This window comes from Streptomyces sp. SS7, from assembly GCF_037993025.1.
Lineage (GTDB): Bacteria > Actinomycetota > Actinomycetes > Streptomycetales > Streptomycetaceae > Streptomyces.
The window spans coordinates 799,334-816,844 of the sequence record NZ_CP141223.1 but is presented as its reverse complement, the minus strand read 5'-3'; the positions used below and the strand labels follow the sequence as shown (position 1 = coordinate 816,844).

The window sequence follows — 17,511 nt, the reverse complement described above, 5'->3', positions numbered from 1 at the left end:
GCGTGAGCACAAGCCCGGCCGGCCGAACGGTCCTGGTCACCGGAGGCAGCGGCTTCGTCGCGGCGCACCTGGTGCGGCAGCTCCTCGAGCGCGGCCACCGGGTGCGTACGACGGTCCGCGACACGGCGAACACGGCCAAGCTCGCTCCGCTGCGCGCCCTCCGGGACGCCCACCCCGGCCGGCTCGACCTCTTCGAGGCGGACCTGCTGCGGGAGGGCTCCTTCGACGAGCCGGCCAAGGGCTGCTCGGTCGTCTTCCACGTGGCCTCGCCCTTCCTGATGCCGGAGAAGATCAAGGACGGGCAGCGGGACGTCGTCGACCCGGCGCTGCACGGCACCCGCAACGTCGTCGCGGCCGTGGAGCGCGCCGAGACGGTGGAGCGCCTGGTGTTCACCTCCACGGTGGGCGCGATCTTCGGCGACTACGCGGACGTCGACCGCATGGACGGCCGGGTCCTGACGGAGAAGTACGTCAACACCACCAGCACGGTGGAGAACAACCCGTACCACTACGCCAAGACCGTGGCGGAGCAGGCCGCCTGGGACGCCGAGGCCGCGCAGAGCCGCTGGCGGATGGTCTCCCTCAACCCCGGGCTGATCCTCGGTCCCTCCCTCACCCCCGCCTCCGACTCCGGCAGCCTCTTCCTCCTCGACGAGCTGTTCAAGGGCTACTTCTTCTACGGCGCCCCCGACTTCAGCTTCACCACGGTCGACGTCCGTGACGTGGCCGCCGCCCATGTGGCCGCGGCCGAGCACCCGGACGCCCACGGCCGGTACATCCTCGCGGCCGAGGAGATGACGTCCTTCCACCAGATGGCGCGGCTGCTCCGCGGGCACCACCCGCGCGACCTCCGCCTGCCCCGCACCGCCCTGCCGCACTGGCCGGTCCGCATCCTGGGCCCCGCCTTCGGTCTCTCGCAGGACTACATCCGGGGACACCTCGGCATCCGGTTCCGGGTCGACAACCGCCGCAGCACCGAGGAACTGGGCCTCACCTACCGCCCGATCGAGGAGACTCTCCTGGACCACCACCGGTCCTGGAGCGAACACCGGCGCCGCCGACGGCACTAGGGACCGACGGTCACCCGCTGTTCCTCGCCCGGTGCACGATCCCGGCCAGCCGCCGGTGGGAGTCCAGCAGCGCCGTACGGTCGTACGTGCTGGTGGTGACGAGGATCTCCTGCGCGCCGGTCTCCTGGAGCAGGGTGTCCAGCTCGTGCGTCACCTGGTCCTCGGTGCCGGCGATGTGGCCGGACAGGCCGGAGTCGTAGAAGCCGCGTTCCTTCGCGGTCATCGTGCGTGTCTCCACCGACTCGGCGGGCGGGAGCGGCGGGAAGGTCCCGTGGGTGCGGGAGTACGCCATCGACCAGGCCTCCGGGAGCAGCAGCCGCCGGGCCTCCTCTTGGCTCGCGGCCACGGCGACCGTGCCGGAGACGACGACGTACGGCTCGGACGCCCAGGGGGAGGGGCGGAACAGCGCACGGTAGGTGTCGATGCCGCGCCGCATCCTCTCGCGGTCCCGGAGGTCGCCGATCACCAGGGGCAGGCCCGCGCGGGCCGCGATCGCCGCGCCCTCGCCCAGGGCCAGCACGAACGGCGGCACCGTCAGTCCCTCGGCGGGGTAGGCGTGCACCCGCGTCGGCGAGGTGCCCCCGAACCAGCCGAGGAGTTCCGCGAGCTGGGCGGCGAAGTCGTCGGCGTCGTCCTTGTCGCGGCCGAGCGCCCTGCGCACCCCGTCGGTGAAGCCCACCGAGCGGCCCAGCCCCATGTCGATCCGTCCCGGGAAGAGCGACTCCAGGACCCCGAACTGCTCGGCGACCACCAGGGGCCGGTGGTTGGGCAGCATCACCCCGCCGGTGCCGACCCGGATGGTGCGGGTCGCTCCCGCGACGGCGGCCGCGAGGACGGTGGGCGCGGAGCCCGCGACGCCGGGGACCCCGTGGTGCTCGGAGACCCAGAAGCGGTGGAATCCGAGCCGCTCGGCCTCCCGCGCCAGCGCCACGGTGTCCCGCAGCGCCTGTGCCGCGCCGTGCCCCTCCCGAATCCGGGACCGATCGAGGAGGGAGAAGCGGGCCGGTGCGATCGCGGAACTCATACTTGGTCCAACACCTGACGTTCCACGGGATTCCCACGGCTCCCCACGGAAGTTCCGGTGGAGAATGGGGCCGTGACCGACAGCAGTCGACGGCCGATCGCCGTGTTCGATCTGGACAACACCCTCGCCGACACGGCCCACCGGCAGCGGTTCCTGGAGAGCAGGCCGCGCGACTGGGACGCGTTCTTCGCCGCCGCGCCCGCGGACCCGCCGATCCCCGAAGGCGTCGCCCTGGCACGGGGGCAGGCCGAGGAGTGCGAGGTCGTCTACCTCACCGGCCGGCCGGAGCGCTGCCGGCGGGACACGCTGGCGTGGCTGGCCGCGCACGGGCTGCCCGGGGGACGGGTGTACATGCGGCGCAACGACGACCGCAGGCCGGCCCGCCGCACCAAGCTGGAGATCCTGCGCCGGCTCGCCCGGTCGCGGGAGGTGCGGCTGCTGGTGGACGACGACGCGCTGGTGTGCCAGGACGCCGAACGGGCGGGATTCCGGGTCGTGCTCGCCCGCTGGAGCGCGCCGTCTCCGGAACTGCGCGAGGCGCAGGAGGGACAGGGCCGTACCTGATCCCGGACCGGTCCGTCAGTCCGACTCGTCCAGGCGGAAGCCGACCTTCAGACCCACCTGCCAGTGCGCGACCTCGCCGTTCTCGAGCTGGCCGCGCACCTGGGTGACCTCGAACCAGTCCAGGTTGTGCAGCGTCTGCGAGGCGCGGCCGATGCCGTTGCGGATGGCCTGGTCGACGCCGTCCGGCGAGGTGCCGACGATCTCCGTGACCCGGTAGGTGTGGTTCGACATCGGGTGCTCCTCTCGGCCGTGTCACTCCACCGTGCCCCAACCCGCGACGCACCGCCATGCCACGCCGCTCCCCACCGGGCGATAAAAGCCTATTTTCCTACCCACGCGGTGATATAAGGATCATGTGAGGAATGTGATCTGCGAGTGGGGGTTCGAAGGAAACCATGCGCCGGTTCAGAATCGCGATGTCCCGGCAGGCGCCGATTCCCGTGGCGCGCCACCCCGTCCCGCGTGTGCGGACCAGGGCCCGCTGGTACGGCCCGTTCGCCGTCGGCGTCGACCTGGCCGCCGCGGCCCTGCCGGTCGCCGCGACCATCGTGGAGGTCCATGAGCCCCACCCCCTGCGGCTGGCGGCCGCCGCGGCCCTGCTGTGGCCGCTCATCGGGGTGGCGAGCAAGCGGTACACCCCCGCCGCCTGGGGCGACGGAGGCGGCCTGCGCGCCGTGGCCCGGGACTGGCTGGTCCTGGTCGGCGCCCTGGCCACGCTGCGGGTGGTCTGCGGACTGCAGAGCGTGCCCGCCGAGGCGTTCACCGCGCTCCTCCCCGCCCTGGTGGCCACGGGAGTCTGTCAGAAGCTGATCCACCGTCATCTGCTGGCCGCCCGCCGCAACGCCCGCGCCCTGCGCCATGTGCTGGTCGTCGGGGAGGCCTCGGCCCTCGACGCCGTGGTCGGACAGCTCGCCCAGCGCACCGACCACGAGTTCGTCATCGTCGGCGCCTGCCCGGTCGGCGAGGACGAGGTGACCTCGGGCGTCCCCGTGTGCGCGCAACTGACCCGCGAGGCACCCGAGACACCCGAAGCGGACGCCTCCGTCGTCCTCGGCGCGGCCGACGAACTCGGCGCCGACCTGGTCTTCGTGGCGCCCGGCCCGCACCTGGACGGCGAGCGGATGCGCCGGCTGTCCTGGGCGCTGCACGACCGGGGCCGCTCGCTCATGGTGCTCCCCGGCATCACCGACGTGGCCCGCCGCCGGGTGCGGCTGACCTCGGCGGCCGGGCTCACCCTGCTGCACATCGCCCCGCCGCTCCAGCGCGGTGCGCACGCCGCCGCCAAGACGGCGGTGGACCGGGTGGGTGCCCTGCTGCTGCTCCTGCTGCTCTCGCCGCTGCTGCTCCTGCTGGCCCTGGCCGTCCGGCTCGGCTCACCGGGCCCGGTCCTCTACCGCCAGACCAGGGTCGGCCGGCACGGCATGCGGTTCGCGATGTGGAAGTTCCGCACCATGGTGGTCGACGCGGACCGGCTCAAGAGCGGGCTGGAGCAGCAGAACGAGAACGACGGACACATGTTCAAGATGCGCCGCGACCCCCGGGTCACCCCGGTCGGACGCGTCCTGCGCCGCTACTCCCTGGACGAGCTGCCCCAGCTCTTCAACATCCTCTTCGGGCACATGTCCCTCGTGGGCCCGCGCCCGCCGCTGCCCGAGGAGGTCGTCAAGTACAACGGCGTCGAGATGCGCCGGCTCAACGTCCGGCCGGGCCTGACCGGACTGTGGCAGGTCAGCGGACGCTCGGACCTGTCCTGGCGCGAGACGGTCGCCCTGGACCTGCGCTACGTCGACAACTGGTCCCTGTCCGGCGACGTCAACGTGATGGCCCGCACCGTCCGCGCGGTCCTCAACGGCCAGGGCGCCTACTAGGGAGCGTATTGCGTTGTGATCATTAGGTGGTCCGGGTGAGCTCTCTGAGCCAGATCATCGAGCCGCGGAGGTGAAGGCCGGCGAGGTAGCTGGCGGGTGTCTTGTCGTACCGCGTAGCGATGCCTCGCCAGGCCTTGAGCTTGTTGATCAGCCGCTCGACGGTGTTCCGCTCCTTGTAGAGATCAGCGTCGTGGCTGACGGGTCGGCCGCCTCTGGAGCCCTTCTTCTTCCGGTTGGCGGCCTGGTCCCTCTTCTCCGGGACGACCGCCTTGATACGGCGTTTACGCAGGTGGGCGCGGTTGCCGCGAGACGAGTACGCCTTGTCCCCGGCGACTGCGCCCGGCCGGGTGCGGGGGCGGCCGACAGGCCCACGCACCCGCACCTTCCCCAGCACGGGGATGAACTGCGGGCTGTCGGCGGCCTGGCCCGCGGTCAGGATGAAGGCCAGCGGGCGGCACTTCCGGTCGCCGGCGACATGGATCTTGCTGGTCTGCCCACCCCGGGAGCGTCCGAGGAGGGCGGCCTTCAGCCGGAGTTTGTGCCGTCGCCGGATGCGCTGTCGCTCTTCCCGCTCGGGGTTGCTTTCGTTCCCCTGCCCGGTTTGTTCGTCGCAGTCACCCCCTTTGACCTGGCCTTCTCCGCTTCGGTGGCAGCCTTCTCCAAAGCGATGAGGACCTCCTCCTCCAGGTGCATGCCGGCCGCGTCGTGGTGGGCCCGGGCGGTGGTGGAGTCGATGCTGACCAGGGACAGGTCCACCTCACCGCGCTTCGCGGCTTCCGCGATCAGGCCCTCCAGCAGGGCCTCGAAGACTCCGGCATCACGCCACTGCCGGAAACGGTTGTGGACGGTCGACCAGGCGCCGAACTCTGTCGGCATCTCCCGCCACTGGCCGCCCGCCTTGAACCGCCAGATCACGCCCTCGAACTGCTGCCGCAGCCGCTCGGGGTACGGGCCGTACTCGCCAATCGGCAGGTACGGCTCGATGAACTACCACTCCGCATCCGTCAGTTGCACGCGAGTCATCCAAGAAGGTCTACCAGTCCAGGCCCCGCCCCACGGACAGAACCCGAAGATTGATCACGACCCAATACGCTCCCTAGGTGGCGGCGTCGTTGTGGCGGCGGGTGGGCTTGCGGTTGAACGAGTCGGTGACGCTCGATGTCGGTGACTGGCGCCCGGACCTAGGCGCTTTCGGGGAGCTGCATGTCCGCTACGGCAAGGGGAGCCAGGGCCGCGGGCCGCGGGCACGGCTGGTGCCGGGGATCGACGGGGTGGACGTGCTGCTGAGGTGGTGGCTCGAGGAGGTCCGCCCGCACTTCCCCGGCGACCACACCGATCCGCGGGCCCCGATGTTCCCCGGCGAGCGCCGCAGCGCGGCCGGCCGTGTCGGTGCGCAGGGTCTGCGGAACGGGCAGGCCGGCGCGGTGGAGCGGTTCCTGCCAGTCTGGTCGGGCCGGCTGTCTCCGCATGGGCTGCGGCATTTCTGTGCCTCGTCGCTGTACGGGCGGGGGGTGGATCTGAAGGCGATCCAGGAGTTGCTGGGGCATGAGTGGCTGGCGACGACGACCCGCTACATCCATGTGCGCTCCGAGCACATCGAGCAGGCGTGGGTGGCGGCCAGTGCGCGGGTGGCCGGCCGCCTGGGTGTGGGGGGCCTTGCAGAAAATTACTGAGCCGCAGGTCAACGGCTCCTCTCAATCCCTCCTGGGAACGCCCCTCCTTCGTTTCGGGAACGCGCCGGGCATCGCCGCAGCTCAGTGCGGCTGCTCTGAGCGCCTGACGCATACGCGTCGCTGGGGCACTCGAGCTCCATGAAGCTGTTGACGCTCCGATCTCGGCTGTGAGTTCCTCCCGCGGTAGCGGGAGCCTCCGCCAGCGGCGCGGACTGAGCAGCCCGCACGCTTCCCGACGGGCGGACGCGCCGTCGCTCCGCCGCCCGGCCGGGAGAAGATCTGGTGGTGAACTCATCTGTGGCGACCTGCCCGGGCTGGGTGCCTCTGCCGAGTTCGACGCTCACGTCCTTCGCCGGTACCGGCCCTGAGGCCACGGTCACGATCTTCATGATCGACCCGCGAAGGCTGCGCCGTACGGTCAGCCCAGGTCAAGGCGCCGAACAGGGCTGCGAGCCGAGTCCGAGCGCGAGTACATCCGGGAGAAGTCCCTCGAAGGACAGGCGTCCGCCCGTGAACGAGGCCGACACGGCGGTCGCCCCAAGGTCGTCGACGACATGGCCGCCTATGCCCGCAGCCCGGGTCCTGTCCGGCTGATCGTGTACGGAATCAGGCGGCGTCACGGGGCCGCAGGCTACGCTCGCTGAGGCGGAGCATCACCGAGCGCGGCATGATCCTCGGCAGCGAGGCCAGCGCCGCGTTCGCGTGCCCGCTGACCGTCGACGGGCGGCGGTGGGCGAGCGCCCGCAAGGCGGCGGAGACCACCTGCTCGGGAGTCTGGCGCCGCCCCACCGAGGCCGCGTCGGTGCCGACCACCTCGAAGAACCGCGTCTGCGTTGCTCCTGGGCACAGGGCGAGGACGTCGACGCCGGTGCCACGGGTCTCGGCCCACAGCGCCTCCGTCCAGGACAGGACGAACGCCTTGGTCGCACCGTAGACCGCCATGTGCGGCAGCGGCTGGAACGCGGCGGTGGAGGCGACGTTCACGACGGTGCCGCGTCCACGTTCGATCATGCCGGGCAGCAGCAGCCCGGTCAGTTCCACCGGGGCGGCGACGTTCAGCGCGACCTGCTCGTTCACCCGCGCCTGGTTGGCCTCGGCGAACAGTCCGTGCATGGCGAAGCCCGCGTTGTTGACCAGTACGTCGATCTCCCGGCTCCGCTCGCCGAGGTCGGCCGCCAGCCGCTGGGCCGCACCCCGGGCGGCGAGGTCGGTGGGGAGGACGGCCGCCCGCACGCCATGGGTCTTCCGCAGCCGTGCCGCGAGCTCCTCAAGGCGTGCCCCGGAGCGGGCGACGAGGACGAGGTCCGCGCCCAGGGCGGCGAGCTGTTCAGCGAAGGCCGCCCCGATGCCCGAGGAGGCGCCGGTCACGAGAGCACGCTGACCGCTGAAGTCGTTCATGTCTGGTCCTTACGAGAGGAAGGGTAAGTGGTCGCGGCCGCCGGAGGGCGGTGGCCGCGACCACCACACTACTTCAGAATCTGAATCAATCAAATTATGAATGATTCAGTCCTGGTAGTCTCACCGTCATGGACCTGCCCGACTCCCCGCCACCGACCGCCTCGGCGCCGCCCCGGGCGGTGACCGGAAGGCTCGCACTGCTCCTCGCCCGCGCGGACAAGGAGATCCAGGCCAGGGCGGCCCCGCAGCTCGCGGAACTGGAACTGACCGGTCGCCAGTACCACGCCCTGGCCGTCCTCGCGGAGGACCGGCCCGCCTCCCAGCTCGAACTGGCCACCGCGCTCGGCGTACTGCCCGCCATCGTCGTAACCCTCGTCGACGACCTCGAAGGACGCGGACTGCTGCGCCGCCAGCGGGACCCCCGCGACCGCCGGCGCCAGAGCCTCACCCTCACCGACCAGGGCCACGCGCTGCTCCGCCGGGCCGACACCTTGGCCGCCGCGGTCGAGGACGATGTCCTCGCGGGCATCGGCGCCGCCGCCCGCGCAGATCTGCGTGTGGCCCTGGCCGCGGCCCTCGCACCCCCGACCGCCTGAGCGGATCCCGCCGCGAAACCCGGCACCGCCCCGTGGGCCGACGCTCGCAAGACCGGTCCGCCCGCACCACCACGGCAACTCCGCCGAGATGTTCTACGTCCTCGACGGCACCGCCCAGCTACTGTCCGGCAATCAAGTGGTCACCACGGAGCGCGGGGATGTTGTCGTCGTACCGCCCGGTACACAGCACGCCTTCGCCGCCGCACCCGGCGAGATCGCGGACATGCTGGTCATCATCACGCCCGGGGTGGAGCGCTTCGAGTACTTCCGCCACCTTGAGCGCATCCGCTACGGCAAGGTACCGTCGGAGAGCCTCCTCGACGTTCAGGATCTCTACGACTCGTATTTCGGAACGAGTCCTGTCTGGAACGCCGTACGCGAACAATAATGCTCAGTGCCGCAATGCCCGTGACGTGCGGGATGTCGGGCCTTCGAGTGTGACCAAGAGATTGACCCGCACGTCTCATCCTGTCTTCCAGGGCCGCGTCGTTCGGGTGACGTGTCCTGATCGATCACATGATGCCGAGGGTGATCAGTGGACGGTTGGCGTCGCTGGTGTGATGGCGGAGTCCAGCGGCGATGTTCGTCTGGTCAGCGAGTCGGAGAGCGCCGATGGCCAGGTTGCGCAGGGATGCCATGGCACGTGGAGCGGTGCCGGTGCGCAGGCGTGAGGCGTCCTCGGCGTACGTGGTGTCCCTGACGTGGTGGATCTTGTTCTCGATGCCCCAGTGATCGCGGACGCGGCGGGCGATCTCGGTTGCGTCGGCCTGCTCCGCGGTCAGGTCGGTCACCCCGTGGACGCGTTCCAGGGTGACCTTGCCGGTGGTGACGATCCGTCGGCGGCGCACGATCTGGACGGCCTGCACCGCGTGTGGGAACGCGATCCCGGTGACGGCGGCGGCCTTGATCCGGCGGATCTCGTCGCGACCGTGTGCGATGGCCCGCGTCTTGTCCAGGAGCGGGCGTGCTTGTCCTCGACGATGAAGCGCGCATGGGCGGTCTGCGAGTGGAGGGCGTCGAAGGTGACCACCGTGCCATGCAGGTCGAGCGGGGCAAGCAGGGGCTGGAAGACGGTGATCTCGTTGGTCTTGCCGTCCACCTCGCGCTGGGCGGTGACCAGGCCGGTCCCCGTCATCGCGGCGAGCAGGTGGACCCGGGTGCCGTCGGTGCGGCGGGCACCGCGCACGGTCTTGCCGTCCACGGCGAGGGAGGGCAGGGGCCGGTCGCTGTCGTTCTCCTCCTGGCCGTCGGCGCGTTCGCGCCCGGCGAGCCAACTTCCGACGGCCATATCCAGGGCGTCGCCGTCGATGCGCTGGAGGATACGACGCACGGTGGCCTCGGCCGGGGCGACGGGGCCGCGGTCCGGGCTCCCGGCATGGGCCACCGAGCCGGGCCAGGACGTGGGGCGGGGCGTCGGCGGCCCACTCCGCGATCGCGGCCAAGGACTTCGCTCCGGCCAGGACCGCGCACGCGGCCAGGGCCAGGACGAAAGAGAGTGGGTGGCGCCGGCCCTGGTCCCGCCGTGGATCGGGCACCTGAGCCAGGCAGGTCAGCAGGCCGGGGAGGTCATCAGGTGCGGCCGGTGCGGCGTCGGTGAGTTGGCCCAGAGGGCCCGGGATGGGCGAGGACGAGCGGGCGTGCATGGTCCTCCGTCGTGGTGATCAGGGACTCAACACCTCGTGATCACCGGGAGCCGTGCTTGCCTCCGCATCAGCCCCAGGCGACCATCCCGCAGCCCTGCCCCGTTGTTGGTGTACAGCACACCACGCGAACGCCGACACGATCTCGGCACTGCGCCCCCACTGGGTCGGCAAGCGCGCGATGGGCAAGGTTGTCCAGGGCCACCGCGCGCGTGCGTGCCGCTTCGGCGACTGGCTCAGGTGTTCGCCCTGCGCCCCAGGGTTGGGCCGGGGTCCTCTGGTGTTGCGGCGCTGTGGGTCAGTGGCTGCCGGCGAGTTCGCCGGTGAGCTTGCCGTGGAGGTCGGCGCTGGGGTCGTTCAGGCCGGTGATCTCCACCGTCTTGCCGCGCTGGGCGTACTTCGTCTCGATCGCGTCCAGGGCCGCGACGGAGGAGGCGTCCCAGATGTGCGCGGCGGACAGGTCGATGACGACCTTCTTCGGGTCGCCGGCGTAGTCGAACTGGCCGATGAGGTCGTTGGAGGAGGCGAAGAACAGCTCGCCGGTCACCCGGTAGACGACCGTGCTGCCATCGGGGTCGGTAACTGCGGTCACCTCGGCGAGGTGGGCGACGCGCTTGGCGAAGATGACCATGGCCGTGACGGAGCCGACGACGACGCCGATGGCGAGGTTGTCGGTGGCGACCACGACGATCACGGTGATGACCATGACGGCAATCTCCCCGGCGGGCATCCGCCGAAGTGTCTTCGGGGCGATGGAATGCCAGTCGAAGGTCGCGAACGACACCATGACCATGACGGCGACCAGGGCGGCCATGGGGATGTCGGAGACGACCGGGCCGAAGGCGATGCACAACACCATCAGGAACGAGCCCGCCAGGAACGTGGACAGGCGGGTGCGGGCGCCGGACACCTTCACGTTGATCATGGTCTGGCCGATCATGGCGCAGCCGCCCATGCCGCCGAAGAAGCCGGTGACGATGTTGGCGATGCCCTGGCCGATGGACTCGCGGGTCTTGGAGGAATGGGTGTCGGTGATGTCGTCGACCAACTTGGCCGTCATCAGCGACTCCATCAGCCCGACCAGCGCCATCGCGAAGGCGTACGGGGCGATCGTCGTCAGGGTATCGAGGGTGAAGGGCACGTCCGGCAGGCCGGGGACGGGCAGGGAGGACGGCAGGGCGCCCTTGTCGCCCACGGTCGGCACCGCAATGCCGGCCGCGACCGTGATGACGGTCAGGATGACGATCGAGACGAGCGGTGCCGGGATCACGGTGGTGACCTTCGGGAAGAACACCATCAGCGCCAGCCCGCCGATGATCAGCGGATAGACCAGCCAGGGCACGTCGTGCATCTCCGGCACCTGCGCCATGAAGATCAGGATCGCGAGTGCGTTGACGAAGCCGACCATCACCGAGCGCGGCACGAACCGCATCAGCTTCGCCACCCCGAGCGCGCCCAGGATCACCTGGAAGACACCGGCGAGGATGACGGCGGCGACCAGGTAGCCCAGGCCGTGCTCGCGGTTCAGGGGGGCGATGACGAGAGCGACGGCGCCGGTGGCGGCGGAGATCATCGCCCGGCGACCGCCGACGATCGAGATCGTGACGGCCATGGTGAACGAGGCGAACAGGCCGACCGCGGGGTCGACCCCGGCGATGATCGAGAACGAGATCGCCTCGGGAATCAGGGCCAAGGCGACGACCAGGCCGGCCAGGACCTCGGTGCGCCAGACCTTCGGATCGTTCAGCCAGTCGGGCTTGAGGCCGCGCAGGCGCGCGGCGGGAGTCACAGCAGCAGAAGACAAGGAGATGCGTACCTGTCGTGCTCGGGCACACCCCACGGGCAGTCCGGGGCGTGCGGGAAGGACGCGCAGGGGCCGGGGCGGCACCCCGCGGACAGCCCGCAGGGCGGGCCGGAAGTCGAAAGGGGAGGGATGCGAGGCGGGGCGGCGCACACGGGCGGCCGGCGGCTCACATCCGGGGGCGAAGCCTCACGGCGGGCAGGCGGCGGCGATCGGCGTCAGGGGCTCGCGCACGCTCTCTCCTGCAAGAATCGGATCTTCGCCGGGGGCGCCATCGGCCCCGGAACGGCAACAGCGGGGCAGCCGGGCCGCCCTCACCACCAGCAACTCTACCCTAACGTTAGAGTAGGGATCGGTGGGGCCGTACGGGACGCGGCCCGCCACGAGGTAGAAGGGCCAGGCGAACGGCGTGGACGACGGGCACATGCAGATCGGCGAGGTCGCCGCGCGGACGGAGCTGTCGCTGCGTACCATCCGGCACTACGAGGAGACCGGCCTCGTCATCCCCTCCGCCCGCTCCCAGGGCGGCTTCCGCCTCTACACCGAGAACGACGTCGCCCGACTCATGGTCATCCGCCGGATGAAGCCGCTGGGCTTCACCCTGGAGCAGATGCGCGACCTGCTCGACGCCACCGATCGCCTGGACAACGACGACGCTCTCGACGCCGGCGAGCGCAAGGCCCTGCTGGAGCGCGTCCGCACATACCAGCAGGCCGCCACCGAGCAGGTCGAGAAGCTGCGCATCCAGCTGGCCCGCGCCGAGGAATTCGCCGCCACCCTTGGTGCTCGGCTGGAACAGAACACTCCAGCCGGCCGCGTCTGAAACCCCGCAGTGTCGCTCCCGGCCGGCGCCACTTCGCCCCACGCTCCCCGGCAGCGTTGCGCGACGGTCGCGAAGCGGCTGACCAACGCGCGGACCCGCAAGCTCAGCACCGCCCTGGTCAGCCATCCTCAGTCCTGCCCGCTCCCGTCGTCGTCCTCGTCCAAGTCTGGCGCGTCCGGGTCGCGCAGCGGGCGCAGGGCGCCGGCGGCCGGGACGCTGGCGGTGAAGCTGTAGCGGCCGAGCAGGTTCAGGTTCTTGTGCTTGAGCGGGGAGAGTCGGGCGAGCCGATCGTGGTGGTCAGCCGGACGGGGGGCGGGTGGTTGGGATGCCGAGGGCGACGGGTGACCGGCGTGCGAGTCGAGCGGCGTCAGCCTGCTTGGTGCGGACGAAGGTCAAAGTCAGGTCGATGCCCTCGATCTCACCGAGCCACTGTTCCTCCTCAGCTCGCTTGCGACGGAGAAGCAGGTCCTTCTCGATCTCTGCGAGCCTGGGCAACATCTTCGGGTTGACCTGCAGCATCGGGCATCGGATACAGGCGTGTTCATGCTGACAGGGTGATCCATAGGGGCGAGCGCAGTTGCCGAGTTCGACCTTGCGTTTGCCGAAGTGCTCCTCGAACTCAGCCCATTCTTCGGGCGTGACGTCGGGATACTCGCCCTCGGGACGCACCGCTCGGCGGTGATTGAGGAATTCTTGACCGGGCGAAGTTCGACGTCACCTGTGCTCTCACCAAAGCTCAAGGAGGCCGGCCTGCTCGCCTCCGAGCGGCGCGGCACGTGGGTGTACTACCGGGTCGAGCCGTCCGTGGTGGCCGCGATGGGGCGGATGCTCAGCAGCCTCGGCTGAGCCGACCGTACGGAGAGCGGGTGAGTCCGATGGGCGAGCCGTCCGTGGACCGTCAGGCGATCCACGAGGAGCTGGAGCGTGCCCGGAGGGCATTCCATCAGCTCCTCGAAGACGCCTCCGAGGACGACCTGCGCCGGCCCACCGACGGCACCCGTTGGACCAACGGACAGATGCTGTTCCACACGCTCTTCGGCTACATCCTGATGCGGCCGCTGCTCATCCTGATGAGGATCTTCGGACGGCTGCCGCGCGGTGCGAGCCGGACCTTCGCCCGTGTCCTGGACGCAGGCACTCGGCCCTTCGACGTCGTCAACTACCTCGGCCCGCTCGGCGGCGCGAAGGTGCTCGGACGTCGCGGCATGGGTGCGGCGTTTGACCGCGTGATCGCCTACCTGCACCGGCGGCTCGACGCCGAGCGGGAAGCCGATCTCTCCCTGGGCATGCACTATCCGACGCGCTGGGACCCGTTCTTCCAGGACGTCATGACGCTCGCGGACATCTACCGGTATCCGACCCAGCACTTTGAGTTCCACCGCCGCCAGCTCACCCTGCCCGCCGGTCCGCAAGCAGCCCGCTGATCTCGCGGGTCGCCTCGCGAGCAGGACGGCCGACGCCGATCAGGGTGGCGGAGGCCGGACCGGTCCAGTCGCCGTAGCCGAGCAGGTGCAGACGTGGCTCATCCACCGCCCGGGTGCCGTCGGTGCCGATGTGGCCGCGTCGGCCGCGGAGTTGGAGCGGGGCCAGGTGGGGCAGAGCCGGTCGGAACCCGGTGCACCAGATGATCGCGTCGGCCTCGGCCCGGGTGCCGTCGGGCCACTCGACACCGCCGGAGTGGAGCCGGGTGAACATCGGGCGCCTGGTGAGCAGGCCGCGGTCTCGGGCCTCGCGCACGGGAGGTACGGCGACGATGTCGCCGAGCGAGGCGACGCCGCCGAGGTCCGTACGCCCGTCATCCAGGGCTCGGCGGCGGGCAGTTGCCACGTCGAACAGGACGCGGCCGTCGATGTCGTCGGCGAGGAAGCGGGGCGGGCGCTGGGTGACCCAGGTCGGGTCCGTACCGTCGGCGAGGTCGGCAGCGATCTGGGCGCCGGAGTTGCCGCCGCCCACCACCAGGACTCGCTGACCGGCGAAGTCGGCGGGGCTGCGGTACTCCACCGTGTGCAGCTGGCGTCCTCTGAAGGCTGCCCGGCCTGGGACGGCGGGCAGGAAGGGCCGCCACCAGGTTCCGGTCGCGCTGATCACGGCGCGGGCGCGCCAGGTGCCGGAGTCCGTCTCCACGCGCAGGAACCCGCCGTCCCGATGGACACCGAGAACGCGTACGGGGCGCTCGACGAGCAGTTCGTAGCGCTTCTCGTACTCGGTGAGGTAGTCCACCACGTGCTGCGCATCGGGGTAGGTCTCGCTAGGCTGCGCGGGCATGAGGCGTCCGGGCAGCGAGGAGTACGCGGCCGGGGAGAACAGGCGCAGCGACTCCCAGGCGTGCTGCCAGGCGCCGCCAGGCGTGGTCTGGGCGTCGAGGATGACGAACTCCAGGCCGAGGCGGCGCAGGTGGTAGCCGGCGGCGAGCCCGGCCTGGCCGCCGCCGATCACCACCACCTGGGCCCCGTTGGTCACTCGGCCGATCGTCCCGGCATGAAGATGAGCGCGACCAGCGCCAGCCCGATCACGCCCCCGACGAGCTGCATGCCGATGAAGCCCAGCAGGGAGCCGGGGGCGATGCCCGCGAAGGTGTCGCTGAAGGCCCGACCGATCGTCACGGCCGGGTTGGCGAAGGATGTGGAGGAGGTGAACCAGTACGCGGCGCCGATGTAGGAGGCGACGGCGACGGGCGCGAAGCGCAGCTGGTTCGCCCGGGCCAGGCCGAAGATCAGCAGGATCAGGCCCGCCGTCGCGACGACCTCGCCGAGGAGCAGGTGTCCGGCCGAGCGGTCGTGGGTGGACCACTTGACCAGCGGTTCGCCGAACATCGCGTCTGCCAGGATCGCGCCCGCGATCGCGCCCGCGATCTGCGCGGGCAGGTAGACGGCCACTTCGCGCGGGGTGACGCCGGCGCCGCCGCGGCGGGCGGTCCACCACTCGGCGAGCGTGACGACGGGGTTGAAGTGGGCGCCGGAGACCGGGCCGAGGAGCAGGATGAGGATGCCGAGGCCGAAGACGGTGGCTGTGGAGTTGGCGAGCAGCTGGAGGCCGACGTCCTTGGTGAGTTCGGTGGCCTGGATGCCGGAGCCGACCACGACCGCCACGAGCAGCGCCGTGCCTATGAGTTCGGCGGAGGCCCGGGCTACCAGGGGAGTACGAGGCGGGGTGGCACCCGGCGCCGGCGCGACGGACGTGGGTTCAGCAGCGGCTGGCGCGGACTCCGCGGTCGGGGCGGCTTCGGCGGGGGTCATGGGCAGGCCCTCTTGTTCTCGGCGGCGGTGCGAGCGGACTCAGCCAGGTCGGCGAACTGGTCGGCGAGCTGGGCGATGACGTCCGGCTTGAGCCGGTAGTAGATGTACCGGCCGCACGGCTCGGTCTCGACGACCCCGGCCTCGCGCAGCACCTTCATGTGGTTGGAGAGGTTGGTCTGCTTGGCACCGGTCTCCTCCACGAGGTGGGTGGTGCACAGCGTCTCTTTGGCGAGCAGGGTCACGATCTGGAGCCTGAGCGGGTCGGCCAGCACCCGGATCAGGTCAGTGTCGACTGACGTCATCATGGGCTGATACTGTCACATCAGTGGTGGCTGACACCACCGGGTGCTGACATCATTCGCACCTGATCCGGTCGTGAGACAAGAGAGACCTCTGATGTCCGACAAGCCCTCCGTGCTCTTCGTCTGTGTCCACAACGCCGGCCGTTCCCAGATGGCCGCCGCGTGGCTGACCCACCTGGCCGGGGACCGCGTCGAGGTCCGCTCCGCCGGCTCCAACCCGGGCGCGGGCGTCAACCCGGCTGCCGTCGAGGCCATGGCCGAGGTCGGCATCGACATCTCCGCCGAGGTCCCGAAGATGCTCACCGTGGACGCGGTCAAGGAGTCAGACGTCTGCATCACCATGGGCTGCGGCGACACCTGCCCCGTCTTCCCCGGCAAGCGCTACCTGGACTGGCAGCTGGAGGACCCGGCGGGCCAGGGCGTCGAGGCCGTCCGCCCGATCCGGGACGAGATCAAGGTGCTGGTCGAGGGCCTGATCAAGGAGATCGCGCCGGAGCCCCAGGCATGAGCGACACGGCGACGGACATACGCAACGTCATCGTCATCGGCTCCGGCCCCGCCGGATACACCGCCGCCCTCTACACCGCCCGTGCCTCGCTGAAGCCGTTGGTCTTCGAGGGTGCGGTCACCGCTGGCGGCGCGCTGGTGCAGACGACCGAGGTGGAGAACTTTCCCGGCTTCCGCGACGGCATCATGGGCCCGGAGCTGATGGAGAACATGCGGGCCCAGGCTGAGCGTTTCGGCGCCGAGCTCGTCCCCGACGACATCGTCGCCGTCGACCTGACCGGCGCGGTCAAGACTGTCACCGACAGCGGGGGCACGGTCCACTGGGCGAAGGCCGTGATCGTGGCGACGGGCTCGCAGCACCGCAAGCTCAATCTTCCGGGCGAGGACGCGCTGTCCGGCCGCGGGGTGTCGTACTGCGCGACCTGCGACGGCTTCTTCTTCCGTGAGCACGACATCGTGGTGGTCGGCGGCGGGGACACGGCGATGGAGGAGGCCACCTTCCTCTCCCGCTTCGCCCGCTCCGTGACGATCGTCCACCGCCGTGACACCCTGCGGGCGTCCAAGACGATGCAGGAGCGCGCCTTCGCGGACCCGAAGATCTCCTTCGCCTGGAACAGCGAGGTCGCCGAGATCCACGAGGACGGCGGCAAACTCGCCGGGCTCACCCTGCGCGACACCGTCACCGGCCAGACGTCCGAACTCCCCGCCACCGGCCTGTTCGTCGCCATCGGCCACGACCCGCGCACCGACCTGGTCACCGGCCAGCTCGACTTGGACGACGAGGGGTACCTCAAGGTCGCCTCCCCCTCCACCCGCACGAACATCCCTGGCGTCTTCGGCGCGGGCGACGTCGTCGACCACACCTACCGGCAGGCCATCACCGCGGCCGGCTCCGGCTGCGCGGCCGCCCTGGACGCCGAGCGCTACCTCGCCGCCCTGGCCGACGCCGAGCAGACGCCCGAGCCGGATATGACCACAGCCGCGGTCTGAGCGACATCCGCACGAAACC

Annotated in this window: 19 protein-coding genes and 4 pseudogenes; 11 read left to right on the top strand and 12 right to left on the bottom strand. The window is 70.7% G+C overall.

Annotation, left to right across the window (positions count from 1 at the left end; all coding sequences use genetic code 11):
- The first annotated feature begins 2 nt into the window (after positions 1–2).
- On the top strand, positions 3–1,070 hold the full coding sequence (locus U5640_RS03795) for an NAD-dependent epimerase/dehydratase family protein (protein ID WP_340374376.1): 1,068 nt from the start codon (positions 3–5) through the stop codon (positions 1,068–1,070).
- Positions 1,071–1,080: 10 nt separating this feature from the next.
- Here the strand turns inward: U5640_RS03795 and U5640_RS03790 are convergent, their stop codons facing one another.
- A complete protein-coding gene (locus tag U5640_RS03790) occupies positions 1,081–2,094 on the bottom strand; it encodes an LLM class flavin-dependent oxidoreductase (RefSeq protein ID WP_340374375.1) in 1,014 nt (337 codons plus the stop codon).
- A 72-nt stretch (positions 2,095–2,166) separates the two neighbouring features.
- Between U5640_RS03790 and U5640_RS03785 the strand changes: the two genes are divergently transcribed.
- Positions 2,167–2,658 (top strand): hypothetical protein, encoded by a 492-nt coding sequence (locus U5640_RS03785; RefSeq protein WP_340374374.1) that lies wholly within the window; start codon positions 2,167–2,169, stop codon positions 2,656–2,658.
- 15 nt (positions 2,659–2,673) lie between these two features.
- Here U5640_RS03785 and U5640_RS03780 read toward each other — a convergent pair whose 3' ends face one another.
- Positions 2,674–2,889, bottom strand: coding sequence for a dodecin (locus tag U5640_RS03780; protein WP_340374373.1), 216 nt, complete (start codon positions 2,887–2,889; stop codon positions 2,674–2,676).
- Between the two features lie 164 nt (positions 2,890–3,053).
- On the opposite strand from U5640_RS03780, the gene U5640_RS03775 reads away from it, so the two are divergent.
- The gene (locus U5640_RS03775) at positions 3,054–4,526 is read left to right on the top strand and encodes a sugar transferase (RefSeq protein ID WP_340374372.1); all 1,473 of its coding nucleotides are present in this window, start codon (positions 3,054–3,056) and stop codon (positions 4,524–4,526) included.
- A 22-nt stretch (positions 4,527–4,548) separates the two neighbouring features.
- On the opposite strand, the pseudogene U5640_RS03770 reads toward U5640_RS03775, so the two are convergent.
- A pseudogene (locus U5640_RS03770) lies at positions 4,549–5,510 on the bottom strand (IS5 family transposase).
- Between the two features lie 116 nt (positions 5,511–5,626).
- On the opposite strand from U5640_RS03770, the gene U5640_RS03765 reads away from it, so the two are divergent.
- A complete protein-coding gene (locus U5640_RS03765; RefSeq protein WP_340374371.1) occupies positions 5,627–6,199 on the top strand; it encodes a tyrosine-type recombinase/integrase in 573 nt (190 codons plus the stop codon).
- A gap of 606 nt (positions 6,200–6,805) precedes the next feature.
- Here the strand turns inward: U5640_RS03765 and U5640_RS03760 are convergent.
- Complete coding sequence (locus U5640_RS03760; RefSeq protein ID WP_340374370.1) at positions 6,806–7,597, bottom strand: SDR family oxidoreductase; 792 nt, start codon at positions 7,595–7,597, stop codon at positions 6,806–6,808.
- A 128-nt stretch (positions 7,598–7,725) separates the two neighbouring features.
- Between U5640_RS03760 and U5640_RS03755 the strand changes: the two genes are divergently transcribed.
- Positions 7,726–8,193, top strand: coding sequence for a MarR family transcriptional regulator (locus U5640_RS03755; protein ID WP_340374369.1), 468 nt, complete (start codon positions 7,726–7,728; stop codon positions 8,191–8,193).
- 58 nt (positions 8,194–8,251) lie between these two features.
- Positions 8,252–8,581 (top strand): annotated as a pseudogene (locus tag U5640_RS03750) (cupin domain-containing protein); the annotation flags it as partial.
- 124 nt (positions 8,582–8,705) lie between these two features.
- Here the strand turns inward: U5640_RS03750 and U5640_RS03745 are convergent.
- The 4 genes and pseudogenes from U5640_RS03745 to U5640_RS03730 form a co-directional block, all read right to left on the bottom strand.
- Complete coding sequence (locus U5640_RS03745; RefSeq protein WP_340385692.1) at positions 8,706–9,041, bottom strand: hypothetical protein; 336 nt, start codon at positions 9,039–9,041, stop codon at positions 8,706–8,708.
- A complete protein-coding gene (locus U5640_RS03740; protein WP_340374368.1) occupies positions 8,981–9,577 on the bottom strand; it encodes an ISAs1 family transposase in 597 nt (198 codons plus the stop codon). Before U5640_RS03740 ends, U5640_RS03745 begins: the two co-directional genes overlap by 61 nt.
- Before the next feature lie 52 nt (positions 9,578–9,629).
- Positions 9,630–9,836: pseudogene (locus U5640_RS03735) on the bottom strand (transposase family protein); the annotation flags it as partial.
- Positions 9,837–10,131: 295 nt separating this feature from the next.
- Positions 10,132–11,622: a SulP family inorganic anion transporter gene (locus tag U5640_RS03730; RefSeq protein ID WP_340374367.1), complete on the bottom strand. Its 1,491-nt coding sequence runs from the start codon at positions 11,620–11,622 to the stop codon at positions 10,132–10,134.
- A gap of 421 nt (positions 11,623–12,043) precedes the next feature.
- Between U5640_RS03730 and U5640_RS03725 the strand changes: the two genes are divergently transcribed.
- The gene (locus U5640_RS03725) at positions 12,044–12,457 is read left to right on the top strand and encodes a MerR family transcriptional regulator (RefSeq protein WP_340374366.1); all 414 of its coding nucleotides are present in this window, start codon (positions 12,044–12,046) and stop codon (positions 12,455–12,457) included.
- Between the two features lie 297 nt (positions 12,458–12,754).
- On the opposite strand, the gene U5640_RS03720 is transcribed toward U5640_RS03725, so the two are convergent.
- On the bottom strand, positions 12,755–13,126 hold the full coding sequence (locus U5640_RS03720; protein ID WP_340374365.1) for a hypothetical protein: 372 nt from the start codon (positions 13,124–13,126) through the stop codon (positions 12,755–12,757).
- A gap of 63 nt (positions 13,127–13,189) precedes the next feature.
- Between U5640_RS03720 and U5640_RS03715 the strand changes: the two are divergent.
- Positions 13,190–13,303: pseudogene (locus U5640_RS03715) on the top strand (transcriptional regulator); the annotation flags it as partial.
- Between the two features lie 29 nt (positions 13,304–13,332).
- The gene (locus U5640_RS03710) at positions 13,333–13,881 is read left to right on the top strand and encodes a DinB family protein (protein WP_340374364.1); all 549 of its coding nucleotides are present in this window, start codon (positions 13,333–13,335) and stop codon (positions 13,879–13,881) included.
- Here the strand turns inward: U5640_RS03710 and U5640_RS03705 are convergent.
- The 3 genes from U5640_RS03705 to U5640_RS03695 are packed head-to-tail and all read right to left on the bottom strand — an operon-like array spanning position 13,847 to position 15,998.
- The gene (locus U5640_RS03705) at positions 13,847–14,917 is read right to left on the bottom strand and encodes an ArsO family NAD(P)H-dependent flavin-containing monooxygenase (protein ID WP_340374363.1); all 1,071 of its coding nucleotides are present in this window, start codon (positions 14,915–14,917) and stop codon (positions 13,847–13,849) included. The genes U5640_RS03710 and U5640_RS03705 overlap by 35 nt on opposite strands.
- Entirely contained in the window at positions 14,914–15,693 is a 780-nt protein-coding gene (locus U5640_RS03700; protein WP_340374362.1) for an aquaporin, read from the bottom strand. The genes U5640_RS03705 and U5640_RS03700 overlap by 4 nt, the downstream gene beginning before the upstream one ends.
- On the bottom strand, positions 15,690–15,998 hold the full coding sequence (locus U5640_RS03695) for a metalloregulator ArsR/SmtB family transcription factor (RefSeq protein ID WP_340374361.1): 309 nt from the start codon (positions 15,996–15,998) through the stop codon (positions 15,690–15,692). Before U5640_RS03695 ends, U5640_RS03700 begins: the two co-directional genes overlap by 4 nt.
- Positions 15,999–16,089: 91 nt before the next feature.
- Here U5640_RS03695 and U5640_RS03690 point away from each other — a divergent pair, with 91 nt between their 5' ends.
- Together U5640_RS03690 and trxB are read left to right on the top strand one after the other, a co-directional pair.
- Positions 16,090–16,503 (top strand): arsenate reductase ArsC, encoded by a 414-nt coding sequence (locus U5640_RS03690; RefSeq protein ID WP_060905627.1) that lies wholly within the window; start codon positions 16,090–16,092, stop codon positions 16,501–16,503.
- Positions 16,500–17,492, top strand: a complete 993-nt coding sequence (gene trxB / locus U5640_RS03685; RefSeq protein ID WP_340374360.1) for a thioredoxin-disulfide reductase — start codon at positions 16,500–16,502, stop codon at positions 17,490–17,492. The genes U5640_RS03690 and trxB overlap by 4 nt, the downstream gene beginning before the upstream one ends.
- Positions 17,493–17,511: the final 19 nt, after the last annotated feature.

Bases quoted from the DNA above. Each gene is read 5' to 3' on its own strand.
- U5640_RS03775 (WP_340374372.1), top strand. From the start codon at position 3,054: ATGCGCCGGTTCAGAATCGCGATGTCCCGGCAGGCGCCGATTCCCGTG.
- U5640_RS03690 (WP_060905627.1), top strand. From the start codon at position 16,090: ATGTCCGACAAGCCCTCCGTGCTCTTCGTCTGTGTCCACAACGCCGGC.
- U5640_RS03710 (WP_340374364.1), top strand. From the start codon at position 13,333: ATGGGCGAGCCGTCCGTGGACCGTCAGGCGATCCACGAGGAGCTGGAG.
- U5640_RS03755 (WP_340374369.1), top strand. From the start codon at position 7,726: ATGGACCTGCCCGACTCCCCGCCACCGACCGCCTCGGCGCCGCCCCGG.
- trxB (WP_340374360.1), top strand. From the start codon at position 16,500: ATGAGCGACACGGCGACGGACATACGCAACGTCATCGTCATCGGCTCC.
- U5640_RS03780 (WP_340374373.1), bottom strand. From the start codon at position 2,889: ATGTCGAACCACACCTACCGGGTCACGGAGATCGTCGGCACCTCGCCG.
- U5640_RS03695 (WP_340374361.1), bottom strand. From the start codon at position 15,998: ATGATGACGTCAGTCGACACTGACCTGATCCGGGTGCTGGCCGACCCG.
- U5640_RS03790 (WP_340374375.1), bottom strand. From the start codon at position 2,094: ATGAGTTCCGCGATCGCACCGGCCCGCTTCTCCCTCCTCGATCGGTCC.
- U5640_RS03700 (WP_340374362.1), bottom strand. From the start codon at position 15,693: ATGACCCCCGCCGAAGCCGCCCCGACCGCGGAGTCCGCGCCAGCCGCT.
- U5640_RS03760 (WP_340374370.1), bottom strand. From the start codon at position 7,597: ATGAACGACTTCAGCGGTCAGCGTGCTCTCGTGACCGGCGCCTCCTCG.